Genomic DNA, 26,009 nt, shown 5'->3' with positions numbered 1-26,009 from the left:
TTTCTCCTACTTTCAGACGATAGCTCTGTAGGTTATCCGCCAGACCGGATGATGTGTAACAGTATTATTTGACTGACAGCGTGTGCGATACAACAACAACAGCGCACCACACTGGCCGACGCACAAGATTCAAGTGCCGTCGATAAGCAACGCAGTCTGCCGCTTGTATTCAATGCCATTCGGCACGAAACCCCTGCAGACAACAAACCTACTAACTAAGTCCAACTGTATGAACCTTACCGATTTAAAAGCAAAACCCATCGAAGAGTTGATTGATATCGCCCGTGAAACGGGCCAGGAAAACCTCGCGCGGTCACGCAAGCAGGATATTATTTTTAATATCCTTAAGCGCCACGCCAAAAGCGGCGAAGACATATACGGCGACGGGGTACTGGAGATACTGCAAGACGGCTTTGGCTTTTTACGTTCGGCCGACAGTTCTTACCTGGCAGGTCCCGACGACATCTACGTATCGCCCAGCCAAATACGCCGCTTTAACCTGCGCACCGGCGATACCATTGCCGGTAAGATTCGCCCGCCTAAAGAGGGCGAGCGCTACTTTGCCCTGCTCAAGGTTAACGAAATTAATTTCGATAAACCCGAGAGCTCGCGCAACAAGATTTTATTTGAAAACCTCACGCCGCTGTTTCCAGATGAGCGTTTGGTACTAGAAGCCGGCAACGGCTCGACCGAAGATTTAACCGGTCGTATCATCGATTTGACGTCCCCTATCGGTAAAGGCCAACGCGGCCTGATTGTCGCACCGCCTAAAGCCGGTAAGACCATCATGATGCAGTGCATCGCTCAGGCGATCACCCGCAACAACCCCGAGTGTCACCTGATTGTATTGCTGATCGATGAGCGCCCGGAAGAAGTTACCGAAATGCAGCGCTCCGTGCGCGGCGAAGTGGTGGCCTCGACCTTTGATGAGCCACCGGCGCGTCACGTGCAAGTGGCCGATATGGTCATCGAGCGCGCCAAGCGCTTGGTTGAGCACAAAAAAGACGTGATCATCCTGCTCGACTCCATCACTCGTTTGGCCCGCGCTTATAACACCGTTATTCCATCGTCCGGTAAAGTACTCACCGGTGGTGTTGACGCTCACGCCCTGGAGCGCCCGAAGCGTTTCTTTGGTGCCGCGCGTAACATCGAAGAAGGCGGCAGCCTGTCGATCATCGCCACCGCTCTGGTGGATACCGGCTCTAAAATGGATGAAGTCATCTACGAAGAGTTTAAAGGCACCGGTAACCTCGAGTTGCACCTGGATCGTAAAATCGCCGAGAAGCGTATTTACCCTGCCATCAACGTACGCCGCTCGGGCACCCGCCGCGAAGAGCTGCTGATGAAAGAAGATGAGCTGCAACGCGCGTGGATTTTGCGCCGCCTGCTCAACGACATGGAAGACGTTGCCGCCACCGAGTTTTTGGTCGACAAGTTAAAAGACTTTAAAACCAACGATGAATTCTTCCTCTCGATGAAGAGAAAGTAATTAATCGGTGAACGGTTGACGGGAAACGGGGGACGTAGAATGTTCCCCGTTTTTCGTTATACTTTCTGCTCACCGTATCCCGTCAACCGCACCCCGGATTTACCATGAAGTACAGCGACCTTCGCGATTTTATTCAACAGCTCGAAGCGCGTGGCGAACTAAAACGCATCAGCGTCGAAGTGGACCCCAACCTCGAGATGACCGAAATTTGCGACCGCACCCTGCGCGCCGGTGGCCCGGCGCTACTGTTTGAAAACCCTAAAGGCTACACGATTCCGGTACTGGGCAATTTGTTTGGCACCCCCGAGCGAGTAGCGCTGGGCATGGGGGAAGACTCGGTAGCCGCGCTGCGCGAGGTGGGTAAATTGCTGGCCTTTTTAAAAGAGCCCGAGCCCCCCAAAGGTTTAAAAGAGGCGTGGCAATCGCTGCCGATTTTTAAGCAAGTGCTTAATATGGCCCCCAAGGTACTCAAAAAAGCGCCTTGCCAAGAGGTGGTGCTTGAGGGCGACGCTATCGACTTAGACCTACTGCCGATACAAACCTGTTGGCCCGGCGACGCCGCGCCCCTCATTACCTGGCCACTGGTTATTACCCGGGGCCCGCTGAAAGAGCGGCAAAACCTTGGCATCTACCGCATGCAAAAGATCGCTAAAAACCGGCTGATTATGCGTTGGTTAAGCCACCGCGGTGGCGCGCTGGATTTTCGCGAGTGGCAGCAAGAACACCCAGGCGAGCCCTTCCCCGTGGCCGTCGCCCTCGGCGCCGATCCCGCCACTATTTTAGGCGCAGTTACCCCGGTGCCAGACAGCTTAAGCGAGTACGCGTTTGCCGGGCTGCTGCGCGGCAGCAAAACCGAGGTCGTCAAAGCCGGCAGCAACGAGCTGCAAGTGCCCGCCTCGGCCGAGTTTATTTTAGAGGGCCATATCGCCCCGGACGACATGGCGCCAGAGGGGCCCTACGGCGACCACACCGGCTACTACAACGAGGTGGACACCTTTCCGGTGTTTACCGTTACCCGCATCACCCACCGCAAAGACCCGATCTACCACAGCACCTATACCGGCCGCCCACCGGATGAGCCCGCCGTATTAGGGCTGGCACTCAACGAAGTGTTTATTCCGCTGCTGCAAAAACAGTTTCCCGAGATTGTGGATTTTTACCTGCCACCCGAGGGCTGCTCTTACCGGATGGCTGTGGTCACCATGAAGAAGCAGTACCCAGGCCACGCCAAGCGCGTGATGATGGGTGTCTGGTCTTTTTTGCGGCAGTTTATGTACACCAAATTTGTTATCGTCACCGACGATGACGTTAACGCCCGCGATTGGAAAGACGTCATCTGGGCAATCACCACCCGCATGGACCCGGCGCGCGACACCACCTTGATTGAAAACACCCCGATCGATTACCTCGATTTTGCCTCACCGGTTTCTGGCCTTGGCTCTAAAATGGGGATGGATGCCACCAACAAATGGCCCGGCGAAACTGATCGCGAATGGGGCGAGCCTATTGTGATGGACGAGAACGTCAAAGCCCGGGTCGACCAACTGTGGGATTCTCTCGGTATCGAGTAAAGCCGCTAGCCCAACCACCCGCCAATCAGGTAAAAAATTGCTAAGCTTGTGGCTGGCGCTTGTCAGTCACAGCAGCGGCGTTTAAGGTTACTAGCAGGCTATACCAACGGTATTAAAGCCGATTATCAAGTATTACACACACAAGCCACACGGTTGCTCTGGGGTTATTCCAGTGCCTATAACAACGATCAACACCAACCAATAACAATAGCGGAACAGACTATGCATAAGCTCACAGCTCGGTTGGCATTACTCGCCAGCCTTACCTTCGCCGCGTTGCCGGCACTCGCCGAACAGTTCAACGTACTACTGTTTACCAAAACCGCCGGCTGGCACCACAAGTCCATCAACGCCGGTGTGGATGCTATGTACGACATGGCCGAGCGCCACCACTTTACCCTTGATTGGCAAGAAATGGCCGACGTTTTTGCCGACGACAAGCTCAAGAACTTTGATGCCATCGTATTTTTAAACACCACGGCCGACATCCTTAACGATGAACAGCAAGCCGCCATGGAGCGCTTTATTCAATCGGGCAAAGGCTTTGTCGGTATTCACAGCGCCTCCGATACCGAATACGACTGGGACTGGTACACAAAAATGGTAGGTCGCACCTTCCATATTCACCCTACCATTCAAACCGCTGAAGTGGACGTTATCGACCGTAAGTTCCCAGGTGTTGAACGCATGCCCGACACCTTCCTCTGGACCGACGAATTCTACGAGTTTGGCGCCGAGCGCATCGACGGCTTAAACTATATTCTCTCGTTGGACGAAAGCACCTACAATCCGGTCGCCGACTGGGGTCGCGTAGCGGGTAAAGGTATGGGCGACTTTCACCCTATCGCTTGGTACCACGAATACGACGGCGGCCGCGCCTTTTACACCGGCCTCGGTCACCTGCCTTCAACCTTCAGCGATAAAATGTTTTTAGAGCATATTTATGGTGGTTTGTACTGGGCCGCTACGGGCAAGGGCATGCGCAAATAACGCACGGATTTTTGCAACGCTAGGATTGTGTAAGAGCCCGCTTTTTGCGGGCTTTTTTGTGGGGATTTAATTGCTAGCTGTGGCGCCTCATTGGCCATAAAAAACTCTATCTGGCCACCACAGCTAACAATTGGATATTTTTATTACTCAAGATTAATGCCATCACCTAGCAGCTTACACACTCACCGAACAACCTCAAGCTTAATATCGACCACGCCCACATGGGCATCCGCAATAGCGGTAAACGCCGAGCGCGATAAATCAATAATGCGACCTTTAATAAAAGGCCCGCGATCATTGATTTTAACCAGAACGGAATCACCATTGGCAAGATTGGTCACTTTAACCTTGGTGCCAAATGGCAGAGTTTTATGAGCGGCAGTTTTTGCCAGTTGGTTAAAACGCTCGCCGCTGGCAGTTTTTCGCAACTGAAATTTAGCGGCGTAAAACGAGGCTTTACCACGCTCCACATAGCCGATTAAATGCTCGGGGCTTTTGGACTCGACACTGCTGCAGGCGCCGATCACAGCCAGCAGGAGAGCCATCGGTATTAATTTAACGATTTGAGTCATTGCGCTATAAGCCCTACTGGTTTGGGCGCCAGCTTACCGACTTAGCCACGATTGTTCTGAGGCCTAGCTCGCAGATGCCATAATCTTAGCAATCAGTCGATCCGATCATAAACCAAGCTCCACATGAAAGAGGCTGGCATCCTCTGACAGTTTTCTTTAATAACGGCAGAAACCAGACTACCCTTGATTTACGCAAAGCGGACGAGGCATTATAACGTACGCAAGCCAAACTACAGGATGTTGACTATGAAAATAGAGACACTCTCGGTGGTCATTGATGCGCCCGCCGACACGGTTTATCACTTTGTGCGCGATGCCCACAACCTGCCCCGCTGGGTACCTTTTTTTACCTCTGTCACGGCCACCGCTGATGCCGACACGTGGCAGGCACAAACCCCTGACGGCCCTACCGAAATTCAGTTTGCGCCGAGCAATTCGTTTGGCGTTCTGGATCACCGCATTCGCTTTTCATCTGGCGCTATACTTAGCAACCCAATGCGGGTGATAAAAAATGGCAATGGCTGCGTATTGATGTTTACCCTATTTCAAATCAACAATATGTCAGAGGCACAGTTTAACGAGGATGTTCGACTGGTCGAAAAAGACTTAAAAACCATACGCCAATTAATTGAGGCTTAGGGTGGATATCAGCCTTAGCGCTTCCCTCACCATGAAGCCGCTACAAGACTCAGACGCTCAAGTACTTTTCACGGTGGTGGACACCAACCGGCACTACCTCAGAACCTGGATGTCGTGGGTCGAGGACACTACCACACCGGCCGATAGCGAGATATTTTTGCAGTGCATAACACAGCAATTTGCAAAAGGCCTAAGCCAACATTTTGCAATATTTTCTGAAGGTCAACTGTGCGGCGTATGTGGTTTTAATAAGTTGGACACAAAGAATAAGATTGGCACCATTGGCTATTGGCTTATAGCGCCTTTTACCGGCAATGGCATAATGACTCAATGTGTTAGCACGCTATTAAACATCGGGTTTTACGAGCGCAACCTGCATAAAATAGAAATACACTGTGCCGAGCACAACCATAAAAGCCGCGCCATCCCAGAGCGATTAGGCTTTTTACACGAAGCCACGCTGCGCGACTGCGAGTGGCTTTATGATCGATATGAGGATCATGCCGTTTATACCCTACTATCATCTGAGTACCGCCCCAACCCACTGCCAGAAAACCTGTAAACGGCAATCCCAAATAGAACAAATTGGCTCGAGGGCTGCAACCATGAAAATACACTTTATTATCTACGACAAAGTCGAAGAGCTGGACTTAGTCGGATCGTGGGAGTTGGTTGGGCTGCTGGCGGAAATGGGCTTATGCGAATCGCCCAAGCTGATATCGCTTAACAGCATGACACCCAGCGGCGAGCACGGTATGCGTTTTAGTGCTGACATGCACATAAGCGCAGCAGAGCTACCGGACATATTGATTGTGCCAGGTGGCAGTGGCGCCCGCACAGCAGCTCAGGATGACGCCGCCATCGCCTTTATACGTAGCGCTGGTACGCGCTGCCACTCGGTGCTATCGATATGCACGGGAATGTACTTAATGCAGCAGGCGGGCTTATTGCAAGGTAAAAAAGCCACCACGCACTGGGCATTTATGGAGCACTTAAAGCAAGACACTAGCGTCGAGGTAGTCGAAGAGCGCTTCGTCAAGGATGGTAATATTTGGTCTTCGGCGGGCGTATCGGCAGGCATGGATATGACTCTGGCGTTTATCGCCGACTATTTTGGTGAGGAGGTCGCCGCAACTATTCAGCTAAAAGCAGAGTACTACCCCGCCCTTAAACTGTACGGTAAAGCTCACCATATACCCGATATTCCAGCGTATATAAAACACTTATATTGAACGGCAAGCCGCATTTACGGCTCTGCACCACCGAACCATCGCCGCCATTTCACGCAAAAGCACACACAGAGTGTAAGTATCTGTAAAACCGCGCCAATAGTGCCGAGCATCACGTCGCTGCACTCGCGCCTACAGCGGTTATACTATAAAATTTTCTCACCAAAAAATGAAAGCGACCTTCTTAAAGGCATCCCAATAACAACCATAACGGAGAACAACATGCCCAAGCTTACCGCCCTAGCTATTTTCATCAGTGCCGCCGCAGTCACCGCTGGCTGCTCTCATACGAACACGACACCAGTAAACACAGCCAATACTGAACAGTGGCAAGACCTATTCAACGGCAAGGATTTAGACAACTGGACGATTAAAATAGCCGGCTACCCAATGGGTGAAAACGCGCTAAACACATTTCAAGTAAAAGACGGAAAGTTGGTGGTTAGCTACGATGAGTACGACACCTTTGAAGGCCGCAACGGCCATATCTTTTATAACGAGCCACTCTCTTATTATAAAGTTAAAGTGGAGTACCGTTTTGTTGGCGAGCAAGCCGAGGGCGCACCCGACTGGGCTTGGCGCAACAACGGCATTATGTACCACGCGCAGTCGCCCCAAAGCATGGCTCGCGAGCAGGGCTACCCCGCGTGTATGGAAGTTCAGTTACTCGGGGGCAACGGCACTGATGAGCGCCACACCTCAAACTTAGTCACACCAGGCACCAATGCGGTTTACAATGGCGAGCTGCGCACCGACCATATTATTGAGTCCACTAGTAAAACCTACCATGGCGACCGCTGGGTAAGCGCCGAACTTGAAGTGCACGGCAATGAATTGGCGATTCACCGGGTCGAGGGCGAAGAAGTGATTCGCTACTCTGGCATGCAATTAGACGACGGAACACTTTTAAGTAATGGTTATCTCGCTCTGCAAGCCGAGAGCGCGCCTATCGAGTTTCGCTCGGTTAAGCTACTAAACCTGAAAGGCTGTATGGATAAAACAGCCAAAAACTATAAGTCGTACTTTGTTGCTAATACACCGGACTCCTGCCAGTACTAAACGACCGCAATGCAGAGGCAGTGTTAATTCGCCTGCCTCTGCTTTTCTCCCGATGATACATATACCTCCCCTCACATCATTTACTGCTATATTTACTCCTGTTAATAACCTCACGGGAGCCAGCAATGAACACGTCCAATACAACAGAAGCAACCGGTAGCTGCCTTTGCGGCGCGGTAACTATCCACGCCAACACGGTAAAAACCAGTGTCGGCGCCTGCCATTGCAGCATGTGCCGAAAGTGGGCCGGCGGACCACTCATGGTAGTTGAATGCGGCGCAGCGTTAACTATTAATGGAGAAGATAACCTTACCCGGTTTAATTCATCCGAGTGGGCCGAGCGCGCCTTTTGCAAAAACTGCGGCAGCCATTTATTTTATCGCCTAAAGCCCAACAACTTACATTTAGTATCAGCAGGCATCTTCGAGCCCATCGATAACTTGGTTTTTGATCATCAGGTGTTTATTGATGAAAAGCCCAGCTATTATACTTTTGCCAACAAAACCCACGATATGACCGGCGCAGAAGTTTTTGCGTTATTTTCAGATGCATAAACCTTATCGTTAAAGAATAGAGGTGACCATAAAAAAGCCCGCACTAGGCGGGCTTAATCACTCTAAAAAATCACCACTATGGAAACTCGGGCAACTCATCCAACGTAATCACAAGGTCGTGATTGTATACATGATTTTTATGGGCGTTGGTATTGAAATACTCACCGGTCCAAAAGTTCGATGAGCTGGTCACCCCCTCAGCCGTGTCACTGTCGTTCCACACCATAAAGAATAACCACCACGCATTGTCAGCAGCCATTGCATCCGGGTCGGGAATGTTACTGTTTTCACTCAATGCCACCATTTTAGATTCGTGCGGGTAGTTTTTGGTTAGCTCATAGGCACCGGCTTGCGACTCGTAGTTTTGACTACCGTCGTAAATATCAACACTGACAATATCAACGTAATTGTCACCAGGGTACCAAGCGCCGCTTTGACCGTTCCACACCCAAATCAAATTATCCAAACCATAGTGATTAGTCAGGCGATCGTACAAGTAACGCCACAGCACAACTTGCGCATAGGCTGGAGGAATGCCGTCGGTGCGATCGGTGCGGCCCCACCAAAACCAACCACCCGATGCCTCGTGCAGCGGACGCCACAACACAGAAACGCCAGCGTCTTCTAACGTTTGCAGCTCGGCGGCAATCATTGCCACATCCGCTTCAATGTTAGCAAAGCTCGCGCTACTGGTATCAAGCTCGCCATTATTAATAGGGATAGTAAAGTCGGTGTCTTCTGTATAAAACTCACCGATTACCCCTTCGGCCGCATTCGGATCGCGCCAGTGCCACGTAAAGCTAACCAGCCCACCTAAGTTCCAGTGCTCGATCGCCTCTTCGGTTTGCGTCAGCCCCGAAATACCGTTCCAGTACAAACCGTAGTTCATAAAGTCGTAACCCATCATCGCGGGAGCGCGACCGGTATCGTTTTGCACACGGTCAAATTGATCGATGGCATCTTGCCACGTTTGGTCCATTTGCCCCGAAAGCATATGGTTACCCCAAATTGATTGCAGGTAACTGTAAACCGCACGAGTCGGTAGATCGGCACTGGGGTTGACCGGCTCATCGCGCATGGCACTTTGGGTATTATCGCTCATACCCGGACACATACTTTGCGATAAGCAAACCTCCCCGCCTTCAGCACCCCAACTACCGTTATCGGTGTTACACAATGTCGTTTGCGCCTCACCAATTTGGCAATACGGGAAGTCGCCAGCGCCTGGATCGGCAGCCGAACCAAATACAATACACGAGTAATTGTTCTCCCAGCCCCAACCATCGTCGTCCGGATCGGAGTCCGCTGTACGACAATAGGGCCAACCGTTACTGGCTGCATTGGGAATCACGCCACCCGTGCTTGAACTGGAAGACGACGAGCTCGACGTGGAGGTTGAGCTAGACGAGGACGAACTATTTGAAGACTCAGATGAGCTGCTAGAGCTCAACGAGCTACTGGAACTGGATACCGAGCTCGAACTGCTGGAGCTACCGCCTGCAACACTTAAACCCGTCAGTTCAGGTAAATAGTTGCTCCCCGTTGCGTTAGCGCAAAAACCAAAAGAGGTGCTGCTGCCAGCCGCAATTTGAGCGTTGTACGGCATCGCGGTCACGTTGTTACCACTTAGGTTGCCGTTCCACAAATTGCCGATGTCCGAGTCATTAGCGTTCAGCGTCACTTGCCACGAGTTTACCGCGGTGCTGCCGGCATTATTAACGGTAACCGCAGCGCAATAACCGCTACCCCAGTCGTTTTGAATCGTAAGAGCGGCCGTTGTGCTGTTATTACCACTAACGGTGTTGGCGTGTGCCGTAGCGGCGCCGGTCAGCATCAGCGTTGCCGCTAGCGCTATTTTCCAGCGGGGCCTTATCAGGATATTTATCATAGTCTCCTCCAATGAGAGAGCGTTATTAATATTATCGGAAAGCGAATTGGCACAAAACGTAGGTGGGGAAACTCCCACAATGCGACAATTGTCGTGAATAAAGAGCAGCTCTATTATTCAAATTTGCAATGACCACGTCGGCCTATGCCATGCTCTCCACTACCGAAACAAAACGGCCTCTCACCAATGAAACCGTTTTCATTTCGAGCGCCATCATCCCGCTCCTAACACCCCCAGTCAGAGATACAAATCACACTTATGAACTTCATTGGCTAAACATGGCGCACTAAAATACGTAAAGAAAGATTCAAACGACAAAAGTCGTTAACCCTAAAATTTGGTATCGATATCAAAAGAGAGGAGAATTTATTCGTGTGTACTAATAAGAGTTTTCAAGTGTTGGTGCTAAATACATGCGGAGGGCTTGTTCACTCGTTGCTGAAACCTGTGAGCAAGCCGAAGGCTGTTATTGAATCATTATCTACGTGTAACCGGCTTGATAAAAGCTATCGCAACAGGTTATTCACAATCACTAAGCGCCAAACCGTTAATCCACTCGCGCAGCAATGCCTCGCCTTCGACATCCACCAGATTGCTACCGATTGGCGGCATTTGCTGGGCGTGATCACGCAGCGCAATACGAGCCAATAAAACGGACCGGTCGGCATCTCCCGGCAAAACCAAGCGCGCATCACTAATACCTACATCACCATTTTGCGCCGGAACATTACAGACACCCATATCTGGCAATGCTCGGGCGGCCCTTAAATCCATAGCGACATTGGTGTTGCCTCCCGGCTGATGGCACTGCGCGCAGTTGGTATGCAAATAAGCCCGCGCTCGATCATTAACCGGTAAGGTTTGATTCAGAGGGTCAGCCAAGGGCGCGCTATCGTCGGTCGCGCCAAGCATACCAACCGCTTGTAGTGTTTCGATCTGATTGGCACTGCGCCCGGTGCTTGGGTAAGTAATGGCAAAATTTAGCTGCGCGGTCTGCAACCCTAGACTAAAACCCGCCGCCTCGGTATGGCACTGCAAACACTGGCTGGCGCTGGGGTAAATCCACGATTGGCCAGCACGAGATTGCTCGGCACCACCGACGATCAACTCGGCATCGGTGCCAGCCTCATTCCAAGCGTAGCTGTAACCGGCCCACTCGCCATTGTCGTGGTGCTTAAACAGGCGCGTCTCAATAAGAGCATCGGCCAAATAAAAATTCTTAACCAGTACCGAGCCCACCGGTAACTGCCAATCTTGTTCGGCATCGGCGCTTATCTGCGTATTGTTGGGCAAGGCTAGCCAACGCTGTTTGGCGGCCCCGTCAGACCAAAAAGGTGCGCGCACTTGATAGGGGACCAAACCGCTGGCAGGTGTTTGCGGATCGGTCGGCTCGACACAGCCGGTGGCCGATAAATATTGCTCGGGGGCATTATTGCTTTGTTGATCACCGGGAGCAAGCCGATAAATACCGCCGGCAAAACTGAGCGCATAAAGCTCGCCCTGTTGATCTTCGGCAAACGCCGCGATGCTCTGCCCAGTATCGGCAATAAGTGGATCGACGGACCAACCGCCTTGACCGTTATTGACCAAAGAGTAAAGCGGCCCAGTAACAAAGTCACTAAACACATAGCGCCCGGTAAGCCCCGGAATATCACTGCCGCGATAACGATAGCCGCCAGTAATAGACTGAAACTCCGGTTGCGGCACTTCAGCGACCGGGTCAATCAGCCCGGTCGTATCGCAACCGCTGGACGGGTTATAACAGTGTGCGCCCTCGCGAATGCGCCAGCCATAATTGCCACCACGCTGAATACGGTTTACCTCCTCCCAGCTGCCCTGCCCGACATCGGCCAACCAAATCTCGCCGTTAGCGCGGTCAAATGACCAGCGCCAAGGGTTGCGCAAACCCCATGCGTACAATTCGGGACACGCGCCGTCGGCGGCTTGCTTGCTTTGCATTTGCGCATCAGTGTTGCATAAAAAATCAGACTGTTCGGCAAACGGGTTGTCGGCCGGTATCGCATAAGGCGCACTACCATCCACATCGATACGGATCATACTGCCCCAGATATTGGCGGTATTTTGCGCGCGGTTATCCGGGTCGCCCGACGAACCGCCATCGCCAATACTTAGATACAAAAGTCCGGCGGCATCAAAACCTAAATGGCCCCCAAAATGATTTTTGGCGTTGTAAGGCGCGGTAAAACTCAACAAAACCTCGGCAGAACTGGTATCTAATTGATCGCCATTGGCATTGACGGTATAGCGCACCAACTGACTGACACAGCAGTCGTCACTGCCTGGCTCATCAGTTTGGTAATATAAAAAAACCTCACCGTTGTCGGCATAATCTGGATGGAATGCCATAGACAACATGCCCGACTCATTCGCACTATCATTAACGCGCTCGCGCAGATCGGCAAACACCTCAGCACTGCCAGTGTCACTGTTGTTGGCAAAACGCATAATACGGCCGGCCTGCTCTAGTAAGTACCACTCACTGCTGTCGCTGGGTTTTTGCACCATGGCAACCGGACGGTCAAAGCTGAGGGAGGGGTAAGCGCGTGTTAACTCCACCTCGGCACTTTGTGTCGGTGCCGGACCGGCAAGACATTGGTTGTTAGCGGGCCGCACGTCCAGGCCGCTGATCGATCCCGCACTAGAGCTAGAACTGGCAACACTGCTTGATGAACTCGACGAACTAGTCGCCACCGATGAGCTAGAAGAGCTCGACAAACTGGAGGAGATAGACGAGCTGATTGAGCTAGACGAACTCGACAAGCTGGAAGCAATCGAAGAACTGACGGAGCTGGATAAACTCGACGAACTGGTGGCATCCGCCGAGCTGGACGAACTGCTGGTAGCGCTGGCTTTACTACTGGATGAGCGCTGGCTGCTAGTGCTATCACCGGGTCCGGCGTCAGAGCCACCGCCCCCGCAGGCCGATGTGGCAAAGACGAATATAACGATTAAAGCGGTTATTCCAGTGCGCATTTCTCGTAATCTCCCGTGCTGTATAAGCCGTTACCTCCAATATGTGGCAACTCTTGTAAGGTAGAATAACGCTGACGTATACGCAAAGATGTTAGCCAATCGCCCTTTAAGCGAGCCAAACAAAGGAAAGCCCTATGAAGCACCCAGATATGCCGCCCTTTCAAACCATTGTCGGCCTGCAAGCTGGGCTTCTAGGTCTGGGATTCATACTGCTAAAACAACTGCCCCAACCAACATCTCAGCTCGGCAAGCTGGGCCCGGCTGCCTGGTTTTGGGGCTTAATCGCGGCTCTTGTGACCTATGCTCTTCTCGCAGGCATAAACCGTTACAGCAAAGTTATGCAGCGTAATACACTGACTACCCTTGGCCGCTTACAACCATTGTTCGCTCGGTTAGCGTTGTGGCAGCTGGTATTGATCTCGGCTCTGGCGGGGATTGGCGAGGAGTTAGTTTTTCGGGCTTTTTTGCAGCCATTTATTAGCAGCTACAGCAATATGTGGGTCGGCCTAATAGCCGCATCGCTGATCTTTGCGCTACTGCACTTTATGTCATGGATTTATTTTGTTTTGGCGCTCGCCATGGGGCTACTGCTGGGAGCCGCTTATCAGCTAAGCCAAAGCCTCGTATTGGTGATGGTTTGGCACGGCGTGTACGATTTGCTCGCCCTCTGGGTACTGGTGCACGCACCGCAGCTTTTGGGCTTACCAGCAAAGCCTTTGGCAAGATAACAGCGGCCGCAGTCCGTATTACGCCACAGGTGGGCAAAACCTCCTCGGCTCCTCACTTTGCACCCAAAGACGTGGCGTCGGCTTAGCAGTCAGTAAAAAATACCGCGAGCCAAATGCTTAGCTCATCAGCCAAAGTGCCCTCTAACCGATGGCGGGTGCCAGCGGGAATCAGCACATAATCGCCCGGCGCTAAACTCTGAAAGCTTCCATCGCTCCACTGCAACACCGCGCCGCCACTGAGCAACACCACCCATTCATGTTCATCTTGCTCGTACCAAAACTCCGACTCGCTAGCATGCCCTTTAGAGACGATACGCTCGATTCGCAGCGACGCACTGTTGCACAAGGTTTGCGTTAACTCATCGGTAAGTTCTGCGGGGATATCCCCCATCAAGTTAAACGGCACCGGGTTGTGACCGGCTTGCTCATCAGGGCTCACCATACACTCACAACTTACCAAGGCTTTTTTTACTGTTGTCTTTATTTCCGCCCTCTAGGCACGGCTTATTGCCAGGCAGAGCGAGCAGCGACGCACGCCGGGCACTAAACTCCAGCCCTTCGCGATACAAAGCGTTGCTCGCCTCAACCTCACCCAGCTGTTGCAACAGGCGCGCCTGTAACTCGTAAACTTCGGCAGTTGGGGCAATATCGAGGCTGGCTTTAAAATAATCCCGTGCCTGGCCCCACAAGCTGTTGCGTAAACTCAGCTTACCCAGGGTGCAAAGCAATACCGCATCGGCATCATGCTGGGGCAACCAGGTGCTGGCCATTTTAATTTGCGCCTCGACGTTAGCGCCGTCAAGTTCGCCGTAAAGTGCCACCCATTCGCTGCGCCACTCGCCTTTTAGTGCCGTCACTAAGCGCGGTTCCGCCTCTTGGTCAAACCCTAAACGGTGCAACTCAAACGCATACACGGCGATTAAGTCGGGCTCTTTCTGTAAACTTTTACCCATACGCTGCCACACGGCATCCAACTCGGTCTTACTGGCGTCGGGCGCCGTCGCCAACTGCCGGGCGGCACGACTGCTAAGAGCCAGCTGCCGAGCGTAGACCACGACTTCCAGCTTGCGCATCGACTCTGGCAGGCGAATTTTTAATTGCCGTAAACTCGGCAACAACTGCTCCAGCGCGTCGATATCATCTAGCGCCAAGTAAACATCCGCCAATAAATCGAGTACCACCGGATGCTCTGGGGCGGTGCGCTTAATTCGATTAAGCGTCGCTAAACATTGCTCGTAACGTTGACTGCCCAACTGCATACGCGCCTGGGTTAGCGCCACCGCCAGTTCACTGCTACCGCGCGAGCGCTCGGCTTTATGCAACAAATCAAGTGCCCCAGAGAAGTCTTTTAACTCGTAAGCGCAACGTGCCGCCGCCAAATAGTTCACTTGCGGGCTGACTGACTTACTCGCGCTGCGCAGTAATTTTTTTCGCGCTGCCGTCCAGTCCCCTTCAATAAAGTCCACCAATGCCGCCATGGTTTTTGATTGCGCCCGGCTCGAGAATTTATTATTACGCGTAAACAACTTTCCCGCGCGACGACCGGCACTAAGCAAACGCAACAACAGCCAGAACACCCAAAAACACAGCGCCAAAATAACCAGGCCGGTCCAGGCGCTCATCTCAATGGTTTTATGGCCGTAGGCAATCAAGACATAGCCACCATCGTGACGCATAAGCTGAAACAGCAACGCGCCGGCAACCATAACCAGCAGCAGTATAATTAAGCGTCTTTTCATGGCGTACCACCCGCCTCTATTTTATGCAGCTTTTGGATATAAGCCTGCAACTGACCCAGTGCCTGGTTAATGTCGGGCAGCTCGACCACAATGGGCTCTTGCTGCAATTGCGCAAGCTCATCGATCATAACTTTCGAGCGGTTGTCTTGCTCAAAATACTCTTTGACCCACTGTTGCGATTTTTCAAGGCTCTGGTGATAAACCCGCGGCTGTTCGCGCAGCAAACCAAGCTGCGCCTGCTCTAACATCAAGCGCAAATTTTGCGTTAAAAAGTAGCGTTGCTCGGGCGGCAGTAAAGGGGCGACTTTTTGCTCGCGATCGCGCACCCGAATATAACTACCCAGAGTGCTAAAGGCGCGGCTAAAGCTTGCTTTTACTTTTTGCCAAACGCCCTGTGACTCTGACTCCGCGGTAATAGCCGCATCGGGACCAATAGATTCGCGCTGATACCCCTGCAGTTGGTTCAAGGTATCAACTTGCTCCGTTAGCGCCTGCAGCCGCGAGTACAAGCCTTCGCGATCGACTGGCTGCACCATTTTTAATTCGGTTAGCTCGCGCGCCAAGGTTTGCCGCACACCAAATAAATCGGGATCTTGTTGGTCGCGCAGAATATTATCCGCCGCCTGGGTTAAGGCGATAGCCTCAGAGCTGTTGTGTTCAATCAGCATCCGCTGACTTGCCAAGCGCAACAAAAACGCCGCCTCAGCCAGCTTCCAGTCATCCCGCGAGGTGTCACTAAAGGCTTGTAGGCGACGCTCCATCGCCGCCAGCTGAGTGGCTAAGTTGTTTATTTTTGAGGTGTCACTGCGCTCGGCTTGCAACTGCTTTAGTCGCTCATTTTGTTGCCCCAATTGGCGCTTAACCGTATTCACCTCGCGATTAATCGCCGAGGGGTCAAACGCCTTAGTTACAGCGGGCTCGCTGGCCGCCAATTCGGCCTCAAGAAGTGTCAATTGTCGCCACATTTGCCAACCAAACCAACCGCCCGTGGCGGCGAGGATTACAATCAGTAACAGACAAAATACCGCCAGTGCCGAACGGCGCGGCGCTTTTGCGGCAGGCTTCACTTTAGCCTTGGGGGGCGGTGTGGTGTTGGCCTTGCCAGTTGACGCATTTTTATCGCTGGGTTTGTCAGTGGCGGCACTTTTCGCCGCCGCATCGGGCTCGGACGTTTCCGGCCCGCTATCGCTAGCACCGACTACGGGGAGTTTCTCGTTGTCTTGCGAATCATCTTGCGCCATGAACTTCTCCTGAAATAACTCGCACTCTCTAAGGGGTGACGCACTCAGCCCTCAGCCGTTGGTATTTAGTCGCCGAGGCTCGCTCAGCGGTATCTCACCCCTCAGTGGGTATCAATATAGCGTTGTAACGTCTCTAACATAGCATTGTCGCTGGCATTGTGGGCCACTAACAAGTGATTAAACCCCGCCTTGCGGGCAAGCCCAGCCACCCGCTCGCCGGGCACCAGTAGAGGTCGGGTGCGGGCATAATCGGCCAGCGCGGCGTGTGGCTCAAGCAACGCGGTTAAATTTTGCAGGCTTTCGCCACTATGCACCGTCACAATATCGTGCGCTCGCGCAGCCGGCGCCAAGGCCTGTAATAACTGTTTTTCGGCCTCAGCGGGCAACTCGCGATGGTACAGCTCGCAGTAATCGACACGAGCACCGCGCTCGCGCAAGGTGGCCGCCAGCACATCGCGACCACCCACACCGCGAAAAATCACGACTTTTTCACCGGCCACCTGCTGCAGGGCCGGATCGGCCAGCAGCGCTTCACTGTTCATGGCGGAATCTTCGCCGCCGAGGGCCGTTACCTTAATATCGACGTGGGCGAGCTGCCTGGCGGTGGCGCTGCCAACAGCAAAATACTCAATACCGACCGGAAGCTGAGGCCAATAGGCATCGAGCCACTCACAGGCGTGCGTCACCGCATTGCGGCTGACGAAAATGGCCTTTTGATAGTGATCAACATTAAGAATAAGCTGTTTTACGCGCTCGCGCCTCGTCGGGTCGCTAACCGCCGCGATAACCATTACCGGTACCACAACGCTGGCCAAACCGGCCTCGCCCAAGCGCGCTTGCCACAAACTCGCCTGCGGCTCGGGCCGGGTAATAAGTACGCGCCATTCACTCACAGGTTAATGCTCATTTAATGTCGCGGCCGTAAACCTCAGCCAAAATACGGTCGGCGCCTGCAGCCAATAAGCGCTCGGCCAACGTGATGCCCATGGCCTCGGCCTCGGCCACGGGGCCGGTGATCTCATCGTGCAACATCGTGCTGCCATCCACCGCACCCACGAGCCCACGCAGCCACAGCTGGTCGCCTTGGTGCTCGGCGTAGCAGCCAATAGGCACTTGGCACCCGCCCTCTAAACGACGGTTCATGGCGCGCTCCGCATTCACACGCTCGGCCGTGAGTGAGTCGTGCAGGGGCGCCAGCAGCTCAATTAGCTCGGCATCATCGCTGCGGCACTCGATCCCCACGGCCCCTTGGCCGCCCGCCGGCAAGCACTGTTCGGGGCTTAAATAGCTGGTAATGCGCTCTTTTAGCTCGAGGCGCAACAAGCCAGCGCTGGCCAAAATAATCGCATCAAACTCACCGGCATCGAGCTTAGCCAAACGAGTTTGTACATTGCCACGCAAGAAATTTACGGTTAGATCGGGTCGTTGCGCCAATAACTGACACTGACGACGCAGGCTTGAGGTGCCGACAATACTGCCGGCGGGCAGCGAGTCTAAATCGCGGTAGTCGTTACTGACAAAGGCGTCGCGAGGGTCTTCACGCGGGCAAATAACCGGCAGGCCCAAGCCGTCTGGAAACTCCATCGGGACATCTTTCATCGAGTGCACGGCAATATCGGCCGAGCCGTCCAGCATAGCTTGCTCTAGCTCTTTCACAAACAACCCTTTGCCGCCGACTTTGGCCAACGGGACATCTAAAATTTTATCGCCGCGGCTTTTTATGGGTAGCAACTCGACCTTAATGGTTGGGTGGTGGCGCAACAATTCGGCTTTGACATACTCCGCTTGCCACAGGGCAAGCAAGCTTTTGCGTGTGGCAATTTTAATGGTGCGGGAGCTTGGACTCATATCACTCTCAGTATTGGCTGGAATTTAACGCGGCCACCATGATAGCAAATCAAACTGCCACATAACTATTTAGCGCGCCGACCGTGCCTATTAGGCACCCGGAACAACGCCAACTCCGGCTAAACCGGCGCTACAACTGCTGCAATACCGCCTTAACATCGCTGGCGTGGCGTCGGCTAACGGCTGGTGCCGTTTTGGTATCGGCCAAACGCACCTGTAAACCGCCATCCGGGCAACGCTCTAACGCCTGAATATGACGCACCGACACCAGCGCATTGCGGTGCACCCTTAACAGCTGGTCGCCCAGCTCCTGCTCTAGCTCTTTCAGCGTGGTATCTAACAGGTGCTCACCACCCGTGTGGTAGACCGTAACGTATTTTTGATCGGCCAAAAAATAGCGAATGTCATTTAGCGCAATGCGCTCTATGCCACGGTGAGTTTTGGCGGTAATGCTGGTGCGTGTACTCGCCCCCCGCGCCGCGGCACGCTGCATTTTGTTTAGCTGGGTTACCTTCGCCAGCGCCGCCTCAAGCTGCTCGCGACGTACCGGCTTGAGCAAGTAACCCACCGCCGTCGTCGCAAAAGCTTCCAGTGCGTGCTCGCCAAAGGCGGTACAAAAAATAATGGCGGGAGGGTCGTCCAGCTCACTAATTGCCCGCGCAGCACTCAAACCGTCGCTACCGGGCATGTGAATGTCCATCAGCACTATATCGGGGTCGTATTGGACCACCGCCGCCAATGCCAATTCACCGTCGGCCGCCGCGGCGCTCACTTGGTAACCGCTCAGCTGATCGATCATTCGCTCTAGCCGCGCTCGGGCTAACGGCTCATCATCGACAATTAACACGTCTAACATAGAGGCACCATCACTAAACTTTTTTATTCGTATTGCCTAAAGCGGAACGACGCTGGGCAGCGGCAATGTGAATACACACAGAAAACTCGCCCGCCAGCTCTTCTACCGTCAAGTGCGCGCTTGTGCCATAAAATGCCTGCAAGCGGTGGCGCACATTATCGAGCCCCATTTTATGCCCAGGGCGGAGACTCGCGGCAGACTCGGGCGCGATGCTATTGCGGACCATTAAGTGCGCGCCGGTATCATCACACACAAAGCGAACTCGCACCTCACCACCGCTGCGATTATTTTCGGCACCGTGATAAATGGCGTTTTCAACCAGCGGTTGCAGCAACAAATTGGGTAACTCTAGGTCCGCCGGTGGCGTTTGTACATCCCAGTTTAGCTGTAGCCGCTCGCCTAAGCGCAACTGCTCAATACGCAGGTACGCGCGGGTTAACGCCAACTCGCGCTCGGCACTGACCATACTGGTTTGCGCTAAGGCGGCGCGAAATAAATCGGCCAGATCCTCCACCAGACGCTCGGCCAAATCGGGATCAGTGGCGATTAAGCTGGCAATACTGTTCATGCTGTTAAACAAAAAGTGTGGCTCAATCCGCGATTGCAGCGCCTGAATACGCGCGCGCAACTCCGCCTGCTGCTGTGCCCGCAAACGCTGTAGCAAAAACAAGTAACGCAACAGCATACCCGCGATAATCGCCGCGATTAACACGTGGGACGCCACTTGCCACCAGTCGATAAAGCCGCGGCCAAGGCCTTTAAGTACCCACTGCCCAAAAGCAGAAAAGAAGCCAGTACACAGCAAAGTAACGGTGTACACCAACAACCATGAAACGATTGGCGGCAAACGCTCCAGCATGGCGCGAGCGGCACAGACCAACGCAGCGCTGCCCAAGGTTATCCAGAGCACCAGTGCCGAGACCAGCCCTAAATGCGCCCAGCTTAAATTCGCCAACCCTTGGCTGGCCACACTAAGTAGCACCGCCAACAGCTCGGCCGCCACCACCAGCATAAACAGTGCTTCTATACTGCACAGGTTAGGTAGCAGCTTTAAATCGTCCTGGTTAAGCTCTGTGTGCGCTTGTCTCGCCGGTTTCCCCATAGCAATCCCCTACTGCCACCTTACTGCCAATTTTTCCATAGGCTATAATGCCGCCACTAAGATGCAGCGCCAGTGTTATTTTGCCTTAGTGTACCTCAGCACAGACAGGCCCGTCGGGCGCGCCATCGCGCCGCCGGTCCGGCTGGCGCAAAATACCAAATTTAACCGCGAGACAGACTATGAGCGATAACGAACAGACCAACCAATCCTGGGGCGGCCGTTTTACCGAACCCACCGATGCCTTTGTCGAGCGTTTTACCGCCTCGGTCGGCTTTGACTGGCGCCTCTACCAGCAGGACATTAACGGTTCTATCGCCCACGCTACCATGCTCGAGAAGGTCGGCGTACTCACCGCCGACGAAAAAACGCAAATCATTGAGGGGCTCGAGGAAATTCGCGCCGATATTAGCGCCGGTAACTTTGAGTGGTCAGTTAAGCTTGAAGATGTACATATGAACATTGAGGCGGCACTGACGCAAAAAATCGGCATTACCGGTAAGAAACTGCACACTGGCCGCTCGCGCAACGACCAGGTCGCCACTGACATTCGCTTGTATGTTCGCGACCAGATTGACTTGATTGCCAGCGAACTCAAACGTCTGCAAAGCGGCATTTTAGAGCTGGCCGAGCGCGAAGCCGACACCATCATGCCGGGCTTTACCCACCTGCAAACCGCACAGCCCGTAACTTTTGGCCACCATCTGTTGGCTTGGTACGAAATGCTGGTGCGCGATGCCAGCCGGTTGGCCGATTGCCGCGCACGCTTAAACCAGTCGCCCCTCGGCGCCGCCGCGCTGGCGGGTACCACTTACCCCATCGACCGCGTCTTAACAGCCGAGCTGCTGGGCTTTGATAAACCCACCGCCAACTCGCTGGACTCGGTCTCCGACCGCGACTTTGCCATCGAATTTTGCGCGTTTGCCAGTATTTTGCTGACGCATTTATCCCGCGCCAGCGAGGAGTTAGTGCTCTGGACCAGCGCGCAGTTTAACTTTATCGATATGCCCGATCGCTTTTGCACCGGCTCATCGATTATGCCGCAAAAGAAAAATCCCGACGTACCCGAGCTGGTACGCGGTAAAACCGGCCGGGTCAACGGCCATTTAGTCGCCTTGCTCACCCTGATGAAGTCGCAACCGTTGGCCTACAACAAGGACAACCAAGAAGACAAAGAACCGCTGTTTGATGCCGTGGACACCGTTAAAGACTGCCTGCGCGCCTTTGCCGACATGGTGCCGGCCATTCGCTCGCGCAAAGACAGCATGTACGAAGCCGCGCGCCGCGGCTTCTCGACCGCCACCGATTTGGCCGACTACTTGGTGCGCAAAGGCATGCCGTTTCGCGATGCTCACGAGGTGGTAGGTAAGTCCGTCGCCTACGGCATAGAAACCAGCAAAGACCTATCAGAGATGAGCTTAGACGAGCTGCAACAGTTCTCCGATACCATCGGCGACGACGTATTTGAGGTGCTAACCCTAGAGGGCTCCGTCGCCGCCCGCGATCACATTGGCGGCACCGCCCCGGCACAGGTAAGAGCCGCTATTGCCCAGGCCCGCAAGCAGCTCTAAGCAAGTACCCCAAGAGGTCGGCCTATCCTAGGCCGACCTCGCCCCTCGTACCTGCCGTTAGCCTTTCAAACCGACCAAAACATCATTTAATGCACGTTTTTTGCGCAAAAGCACTGGACTCGGCACCCAATTCATCTATGCTAAGGAATAATCTGCACCGGCGGAGAGTCGGCTTTGCCTGTGCATTAAAAATAAACTCGACGTCACGATTGCGCGCCCGGTGAGCTCAATCGTGGCAACTCGACCCACCTGACGAGGTAGCTAAGCTTGGCCAGTGAAGGCGACGATATTAACGCGCTAAAAGCACGTATTCGCGAACTCGAGCAAACGCTTAGCGAGCAGCGCGCTATGACGCAAACCTCGCCTGCGGTAACGCCCGATTCCGTCCAATCGCCCAACGAGCTGGCAGAGCGCGACCGGCGTTTTCGCTACGCTTTAGCCGCCTCTCGCGATGGCTTGTGGGACTGGAACATCAACAGCGGCACCTGCTATTTCAGCCACGGCTACTGGCTGCTCTTAGGCCATACTAAACCACCAAACTTTGCCGACTTTGCCACCGTTGAACAGCAACTGCTGCACCCAGAGGATCGCGATGCCGTGCTCACCGAGCTGCGCTCTGCCATTGCCAACCGCCGAAGCAGCTTGCGCCTAGAGCACCGCATGTTAAATGCGCTGGGCCAGACCGTCTGGGTCGACAGCCGCTGCGTCTTGGTTGAGCCAGACGAAAACGGCTATGCCACCCGCTGCGTCGGGACAATCAGCGACATCAGCAACGAAGTAAACACCAATGCTGAGCTGGTGAGTGCCAAAGCCGAAGCCGAGCAGGCCAGCAAAACCAAAAGCCAGTTTTTAGCCAGTATGAGCCACGAGATCCGCACGCCGATGAATGCCATCATCGGGCTTGGACATCTATTGCAAGACACCCCGCTCGACGAAGTGCAACGCGGCTACCTCCACAGTATGGGAATCGCCGCCGATGCTCTGCTGCAAACCGTCAATCAAGTATTCGATTACGCCAAACTCGAAACCGGCAACATTACTTTAGAGCACAGCCATTTCGATTTAGAGCGAGTGTTTGAGCGTTTATCCCATCAGTTTGAAAGTCGCGGCCTTAATCAAGATACCGACACCAAACCGGTTGATATCAACTTCGCAATTGATGACGACGTGCCTCTTTTTATGCGTGGTGACGCCACCCGCCTTAATCACATTATCAGCCACTTGGTCAGCAATGCCCTGCAATACTCCTACAGCCGTGAGATTTTAATTAAAGCCGAGCTGGTCCACAGTGATGGGGACACCATACGCCTGCGGATTGCCATTACCGATTACGGCCGTGGCATATCACCCTCCACCCTCGATCGATTGCGCCGGGATTTACAGCGACCACCGCACCGCACCATCGGCGAGAAAAGTGGCTTCGGTCTGCAAATTTGTAAACTGCTGGTTAAGTTAATGAATGGCTCACTAGAGCTAACCAGCTTGCCCGACAAAGTCACTACATTTTCATTTACCGCCGATTTTGAAAAAAGTCATATCGGCGCAAGGCGCATTAACGACAGCGAATACAACTGCCGCGCATTGCGTTTATTAGTGGTGGATGACAACCAACTCGCGCTAGATATTCTCAGCCAGTCAGCGGGCAAGCTCGTCGACCATGTCGACACCGCCAGCGATGCCCACGTAGCGTGCGAGAAAATTCATCGTGCAGAACAAGATAATCGACCTTATGATTTGGTCTTAATCGATTATAAAATGCCTATTAAAAACGGCCTAGCCGCTGCTCGCGACATTAAAACCGCCTGTGACTTAAATAAAAAACCACGAATATTTTTAGTATCATCATTAAGTCGCGACGAGATTTTCTCCCAGCCACACAGTGCAAACCAGAAAGACGCGCGACTTATCGATGATTTTTTGAGCAAACCCGTCAGTGAGTCACGTCTGTTTGACGCCATTTGTAAAGCGCTACCAGAATGTTTACAGCCTAATCAAAAAACCGAACCCGAAGCATTCGAGCAACTGCAAGGGCGGCATATCTTATTGGTCGAAGACAATATCGTAAATCAACAAGTCGCCATCGGCATGCTGCGCAAAAAAGGCGTACAAACCACAACGGCCAATAACGGCCAAGAGGCGCTGGACAAACTACACAGCGGCGAACACTTTGACGCGATACTAATGGACATCGAGATGCCGCTAATGAACGGCATCGAAGCCACCACTCTTATTCGTGCCGATGAGCGTTTTCATAATGTCCCCATCATCGCCTTAACCGCTCAGGCCATGCACGAAGACCGCGACCGCTGTTTGGCGGCCGGGATGGATGATTACATCAGTAAACCTATTAAACCTGTGCAGTTATATCAAACTTTAAGCGCGAGCCTGATCACATCGGCTTAGCACGACAGTGCTGGTTGATAAACTCCTGATGGGTTGGCATATGATCAACAGAGCGCCGTATCACTGATTTAATCCCTTCCAAACGCTTATGTAACTCTTCTTCCGGCATATTATCCACCAATGCATGGTAACCTTTCGGTGTAATCCCCTGACCGTACATTACTTCAAACCAACTCAGGTCATTAAACATTTCACCATTATGGCGAAACACACGCCCATTAGCCTTAAACTGATCAATTTTTTGCGTTAACGAGTCTGGTATGGTCATGTTTCGGCAATAGTTCCAAAACTCCGAATCATCTCGATCCGTAACACAATAGTGCAGGATTAGAAAATCACGAATTCGCTCATAATCAAACGTTGTCTGACGGTTATACTCATCCACATCCGATTCATCGCAATTTTTATTGGGAAAAAAGCTCATAAACTTGGCCAGCCCTGCCTGAACCAAATGAATACTGGTAGACTCTAAAGGCTCCATAAAGCCACTGGCCAAACCGAGAGCTAAACAGTTTTTATTCCAAAATTTCTTGCGCTTACCGGTCACAAATTTGAGTAATTTTGGCTCACCAACGGGGGCGCCATCCAGATTATCGAGCAAAGTCTGACGCGCCTCATCGTCACTGATAAACTTACTGGCGTAGACATAACCGTTACCGGTTCGATGTTGAAGTGGTATACGCCACTGCCAACCCGCTTTTTGCGCAGTAGAGCGAGTATAAGGCCAAGGCTCCGCAACACTTTCACAGCCCACTGCCACAGCGCGATCGCAAGGCAGCCAGTGAGACCAGTCATCGTAACCAGTGTTAAGCGCCTGTTCGATTAACAAGCCACGAAATCCCGAGCAATCGATAAAAAAGTCCGCGTCATAAACCGCGCCACTCTCTAACTGAACCGAGTGAATAAACCCGTTCTGTCGAAGATGAGTATCGACAACTTTCCCCTCCACCCGGGTAACGCCACGAGATTGTGCGTACTCGCGTAAATAAGCAGCATATAGACCCGCATCAAAATGATAAGCATAGGCCACGTTCGACAGTGGTGAATTCCCCGCTTCGATCGATCTCATAAATTTTTTCTGCAAGCACGCTTGCGACGACAAGGTATAATCGTCTATCCCGGCGGCTTTTCCTTGAGCGCGCATTTTCAACCAATAGTGATAAAACTGTACGCCACTCATATCTTTACCAACACTGCCAAAGGCATGAAAATACGAGCTATTCAATGCACCCCAATCGACAAACTCGATACCTAACTTAAAGGTTCCTTGTGTTTTTTTAATAAAATCGTCTTCATCAATGTCAAGAAGCTTGTTAAACAGTAAAATTTGCGGAATAGTTGCCTCACCCACACCTACAGTTCCTATATCCTCCGATTCTACCAGTAGAATTTCGCATGTACCGGGACGAAGCAACTTGGCCATTGACGCCGCAGCCATCCAACCAGCCGTGCCGCCGCCAACGATGATTATTTTCTCTAAGGATGCATTGGACATTAACGTTACCTCTGGAACAAAATATCAAAATCACGGCCGTTACT

23 protein-coding genes are annotated in these 26,009 nt (G+C 52.8%); 12 read left to right on the top strand and 11 right to left on the bottom strand.

Going from position 1 to position 26,009, the window contains the following annotated elements; genetic code table 11:
* The first annotated feature begins 229 nt into the window (after window positions 1-229).
* From rho to AACY82_RS11890, 3 genes are all read left to right on the top strand, one after another.
* Window positions 230-1,489, top strand: a complete 1,260-nt coding sequence (gene rho / locus AACY82_RS11900; protein ID WP_041522152.1) for a transcription termination factor Rho — start codon at window positions 230-232, stop codon at window positions 1,487-1,489.
* Between the two features lie 104 nt (window positions 1,490-1,593).
* On the top strand, window positions 1,594-3,060 hold the full coding sequence (gene ubiD / locus AACY82_RS11895) for a 4-hydroxy-3-polyprenylbenzoate decarboxylase (RefSeq protein WP_339617041.1): 1,467 nt from the start codon (window positions 1,594-1,596) through the stop codon (window positions 3,058-3,060).
* 222 nt (window positions 3,061-3,282) lie between these two features.
* Window positions 3,283-4,050, top strand: a complete 768-nt coding sequence (locus tag AACY82_RS11890) for a ThuA domain-containing protein (RefSeq protein ID WP_339617040.1) — start codon at window positions 3,283-3,285, stop codon at window positions 4,048-4,050.
* 182 nt (window positions 4,051-4,232) lie between these two features.
* Here AACY82_RS11890 and AACY82_RS11885 read toward each other — a convergent pair whose 3' ends face one another.
* On the bottom strand, window positions 4,233-4,622 hold the full coding sequence (locus AACY82_RS11885) for a septal ring lytic transglycosylase RlpA family protein (protein ID WP_339617039.1): 390 nt from the start codon (window positions 4,620-4,622) through the stop codon (window positions 4,233-4,235).
* A gap of 246 nt (window positions 4,623-4,868) precedes the next feature.
* Here AACY82_RS11885 and AACY82_RS11880 point away from each other — a divergent pair, with 246 nt between their 5' ends.
* The 5 genes from AACY82_RS11880 (at window position 4,869) to AACY82_RS11860 (ending at window position 8,103) form a co-directional block, all read left to right on the top strand.
* Window positions 4,869-5,261 carry an SRPBCC family protein gene (locus AACY82_RS11880; protein ID WP_339617038.1) on the top strand — a complete coding sequence of 131 codons (393 nt, stop codon included), beginning with the start codon at window positions 4,869-4,871 and terminating at the stop codon, window positions 5,259-5,261.
* Window positions 5,262-5,292: 31 nt separating this feature from the next.
* Entirely contained in the window at window positions 5,293-5,823 is a 531-nt protein-coding gene (locus AACY82_RS11875; RefSeq protein ID WP_339617037.1) for a GNAT family protein, read from the top strand.
* Between the two features lie 43 nt (window positions 5,824-5,866).
* The gene (locus AACY82_RS11870) at window positions 5,867-6,493 is read left to right on the top strand and encodes a DJ-1/PfpI family protein (RefSeq protein ID WP_339617036.1); all 627 of its coding nucleotides are present in this window, start codon (window positions 5,867-5,869) and stop codon (window positions 6,491-6,493) included.
* 219 nt (window positions 6,494-6,712) lie between these two features.
* Window positions 6,713-7,549: a DUF1080 domain-containing protein gene (locus tag AACY82_RS11865; RefSeq protein WP_339617035.1), complete on the top strand. Its 837-nt coding sequence runs from the start codon at window positions 6,713-6,715 to the stop codon at window positions 7,547-7,549.
* A gap of 125 nt (window positions 7,550-7,674) precedes the next feature.
* Window positions 7,675-8,103 carry a GFA family protein gene (locus tag AACY82_RS11860; RefSeq protein ID WP_339617034.1) on the top strand — a complete coding sequence of 143 codons (429 nt, stop codon included), beginning with the start codon at window positions 7,675-7,677 and terminating at the stop codon, window positions 8,101-8,103.
* A 76-nt stretch (window positions 8,104-8,179) separates the two neighbouring features.
* Here the strand turns inward: AACY82_RS11860 and AACY82_RS11855 are convergent, their stop codons facing one another.
* Both AACY82_RS11855 and AACY82_RS11850 read right to left on the bottom strand, forming a co-directional pair.
* Window positions 8,180-9,937: a glycosyl hydrolase gene (locus AACY82_RS11855; RefSeq protein ID WP_339617133.1), complete on the bottom strand. Its 1,758-nt coding sequence runs from the start codon at window positions 9,935-9,937 to the stop codon at window positions 8,180-8,182.
* Between the two features lie 573 nt (window positions 9,938-10,510).
* Complete coding sequence (locus AACY82_RS11850; RefSeq protein ID WP_339617033.1) at window positions 10,511-12,568, bottom strand: PQQ-dependent sugar dehydrogenase; 2,058 nt, start codon at window positions 12,566-12,568, stop codon at window positions 10,511-10,513.
* 40 nt (window positions 12,569-12,608) lie between these two features.
* Between AACY82_RS11850 and AACY82_RS11845 the strand changes: the two genes are divergently transcribed.
* Window positions 12,609-13,049: a hypothetical protein gene (locus AACY82_RS11845; RefSeq protein WP_339617032.1), complete on the top strand. Its 441-nt coding sequence runs from the start codon at window positions 12,609-12,611 to the stop codon at window positions 13,047-13,049.
* A 70-nt stretch (window positions 13,050-13,119) separates the two neighbouring features.
* Window positions 13,120-13,713: a CPBP family intramembrane glutamic endopeptidase gene (locus AACY82_RS11840; protein ID WP_339617031.1), complete on the top strand. Its 594-nt coding sequence runs from the start codon at window positions 13,120-13,122 to the stop codon at window positions 13,711-13,713.
* 82 nt (window positions 13,714-13,795) lie between these two features.
* Here AACY82_RS11840 and AACY82_RS11835 read toward each other — a convergent pair whose 3' ends face one another.
* The 7 genes from AACY82_RS11835 to AACY82_RS11805 all read right to left on the bottom strand — a co-directional run bounded on the left by AACY82_RS11835 (window position 13,796) and on the right by AACY82_RS11805 (window position 20,499).
* Window positions 13,796-14,155: a cupin domain-containing protein gene (locus tag AACY82_RS11835; protein WP_339617030.1), complete on the bottom strand. Its 360-nt coding sequence runs from the start codon at window positions 14,153-14,155 to the stop codon at window positions 13,796-13,798.
* 4 nt (window positions 14,156-14,159) lie between these two features.
* On the bottom strand, window positions 14,160-15,452 hold the full coding sequence (locus AACY82_RS11830; RefSeq protein WP_339617029.1) for a heme biosynthesis HemY N-terminal domain-containing protein: 1,293 nt from the start codon (window positions 15,450-15,452) through the stop codon (window positions 14,160-14,162).
* Window positions 15,449-16,693 (bottom strand): uroporphyrinogen-III C-methyltransferase, encoded by a 1,245-nt coding sequence (locus tag AACY82_RS11825; protein WP_339617028.1) that lies wholly within the window; start codon window positions 16,691-16,693, stop codon window positions 15,449-15,451. The genes AACY82_RS11830 and AACY82_RS11825 overlap by 4 nt, the downstream gene beginning before the upstream one ends.
* Before the next feature lie 101 nt (window positions 16,694-16,794).
* Window positions 16,795-17,586, bottom strand: a complete 792-nt coding sequence (locus AACY82_RS11820) for a uroporphyrinogen-III synthase (protein WP_339617027.1) — start codon at window positions 17,584-17,586, stop codon at window positions 16,795-16,797.
* Between the two features lie 10 nt (window positions 17,587-17,596).
* Window positions 17,597-18,541, bottom strand: coding sequence for a hydroxymethylbilane synthase (gene hemC / locus AACY82_RS11815; RefSeq protein ID WP_339617026.1), 945 nt, complete (start codon window positions 18,539-18,541; stop codon window positions 17,597-17,599).
* Between the two features lie 130 nt (window positions 18,542-18,671).
* A complete protein-coding gene (locus AACY82_RS11810) occupies window positions 18,672-19,397 on the bottom strand; it encodes a LytTR family DNA-binding domain-containing protein (RefSeq protein WP_339617025.1) in 726 nt (241 codons plus the stop codon).
* A gap of 13 nt (window positions 19,398-19,410) precedes the next feature.
* Complete coding sequence (locus tag AACY82_RS11805; RefSeq protein ID WP_339617024.1) at window positions 19,411-20,499, bottom strand: sensor histidine kinase; 1,089 nt, start codon at window positions 20,497-20,499, stop codon at window positions 19,411-19,413.
* 179 nt (window positions 20,500-20,678) lie between these two features.
* Here AACY82_RS11805 and argH point away from each other — a divergent pair, with 179 nt between their 5' ends.
* Window positions 20,679-22,067, top strand: a complete 1,389-nt coding sequence (argH, locus tag AACY82_RS11800) for an argininosuccinate lyase (protein ID WP_339617023.1) — start codon at window positions 20,679-20,681, stop codon at window positions 22,065-22,067.
* 267 nt (window positions 22,068-22,334) lie between these two features.
* On the top strand, window positions 22,335-24,470 hold the full coding sequence (locus AACY82_RS11795) for a response regulator (protein WP_339617022.1): 2,136 nt from the start codon (window positions 22,335-22,337) through the stop codon (window positions 24,468-24,470).
* Here the strand turns inward: AACY82_RS11795 and AACY82_RS11790 are convergent.
* The gene (locus AACY82_RS11790; RefSeq protein WP_339617021.1) at window positions 24,457-25,965 is read right to left on the bottom strand and encodes a tryptophan halogenase family protein; all 1,509 of its coding nucleotides are present in this window, start codon (window positions 25,963-25,965) and stop codon (window positions 24,457-24,459) included. The genes AACY82_RS11795 and AACY82_RS11790 overlap by 14 nt on opposite strands.
* Window positions 25,966-26,009 lie beyond the last annotated feature (44 nt).

Source organism: uncultured Gilvimarinus sp., from assembly GCF_963972205.1.
GTDB classification, from domain to species: Bacteria; Pseudomonadota; Gammaproteobacteria; order Pseudomonadales; family Cellvibrionaceae; genus Gilvimarinus; species Gilvimarinus japonicus.
Note: the sequence above shows the minus strand (reverse complement) of the source record. Positions and strands in the feature narration are given on the sequence as shown.

Bases quoted from the DNA above. Each gene is read 5' to 3' on its own strand.
- rho (WP_041522152.1), top strand. From the start codon at position 230: ATGAACCTTACCGATTTAAAAGCAAAACCCATCGAAGAGTTGATTGAT.
- ubiD (WP_339617041.1), top strand. From the start codon at position 1,594: ATGAAGTACAGCGACCTTCGCGATTTTATTCAACAGCTCGAAGCGCGT.
- AACY82_RS11890 (WP_339617040.1), top strand. From the start codon at position 3,283: ATGCATAAGCTCACAGCTCGGTTGGCATTACTCGCCAGCCTTACCTTC.
- AACY82_RS11885 (WP_339617039.1), bottom strand. From the start codon at position 4,622: ATGACTCAAATCGTTAAATTAATACCGATGGCTCTCCTGCTGGCTGTG.
- AACY82_RS11880 (WP_339617038.1), top strand. From the start codon at position 4,869: ATGAAAATAGAGACACTCTCGGTGGTCATTGATGCGCCCGCCGACACG.
- AACY82_RS11875 (WP_339617037.1), top strand. From the start codon at position 5,293: ATGAAGCCGCTACAAGACTCAGACGCTCAAGTACTTTTCACGGTGGTG.
- AACY82_RS11870 (WP_339617036.1), top strand. From the start codon at position 5,867: ATGAAAATACACTTTATTATCTACGACAAAGTCGAAGAGCTGGACTTA.
- AACY82_RS11865 (WP_339617035.1), top strand. From the start codon at position 6,713: ATGCCCAAGCTTACCGCCCTAGCTATTTTCATCAGTGCCGCCGCAGTC.
- AACY82_RS11860 (WP_339617034.1), top strand. From the start codon at position 7,675: ATGAACACGTCCAATACAACAGAAGCAACCGGTAGCTGCCTTTGCGGC.
- AACY82_RS11855 (WP_339617133.1), bottom strand. From the start codon at position 9,937: ATGCTGACCGGCGCCGCTACGGCACACGCCAACACCGTTAGTGGTAAT.
- AACY82_RS11840 (WP_339617031.1), top strand. From the start codon at position 13,120: ATGAAGCACCCAGATATGCCGCCCTTTCAAACCATTGTCGGCCTGCAA.
- AACY82_RS11835 (WP_339617030.1), bottom strand. From the start codon at position 14,155: ATGGTGAGCCCTGATGAGCAAGCCGGTCACAACCCGGTGCCGTTTAAC.
- AACY82_RS11830 (WP_339617029.1), bottom strand. From the start codon at position 15,452: ATGAAAAGACGCTTAATTATACTGCTGCTGGTTATGGTTGCCGGCGCG.
- AACY82_RS11825 (WP_339617028.1), bottom strand. From the start codon at position 16,693: ATGGCGCAAGATGATTCGCAAGACAACGAGAAACTCCCCGTAGTCGGT.
- hemC (WP_339617026.1), bottom strand. From the start codon at position 18,541: ATGAGTCCAAGCTCCCGCACCATTAAAATTGCCACACGCAAAAGCTTG.
- AACY82_RS11810 (WP_339617025.1), bottom strand. From the start codon at position 19,397: ATGTTAGACGTGTTAATTGTCGATGATGAGCCGTTAGCCCGAGCGCGG.
- AACY82_RS11805 (WP_339617024.1), bottom strand. From the start codon at position 20,499: ATGGGGAAACCGGCGAGACAAGCGCACACAGAGCTTAACCAGGACGAT.
- argH (WP_339617023.1), top strand. From the start codon at position 20,679: ATGAGCGATAACGAACAGACCAACCAATCCTGGGGCGGCCGTTTTACC.
- AACY82_RS11790 (WP_339617021.1), bottom strand. From the start codon at position 25,965: ATGTCCAATGCATCCTTAGAGAAAATAATCATCGTTGGCGGCGGCACG.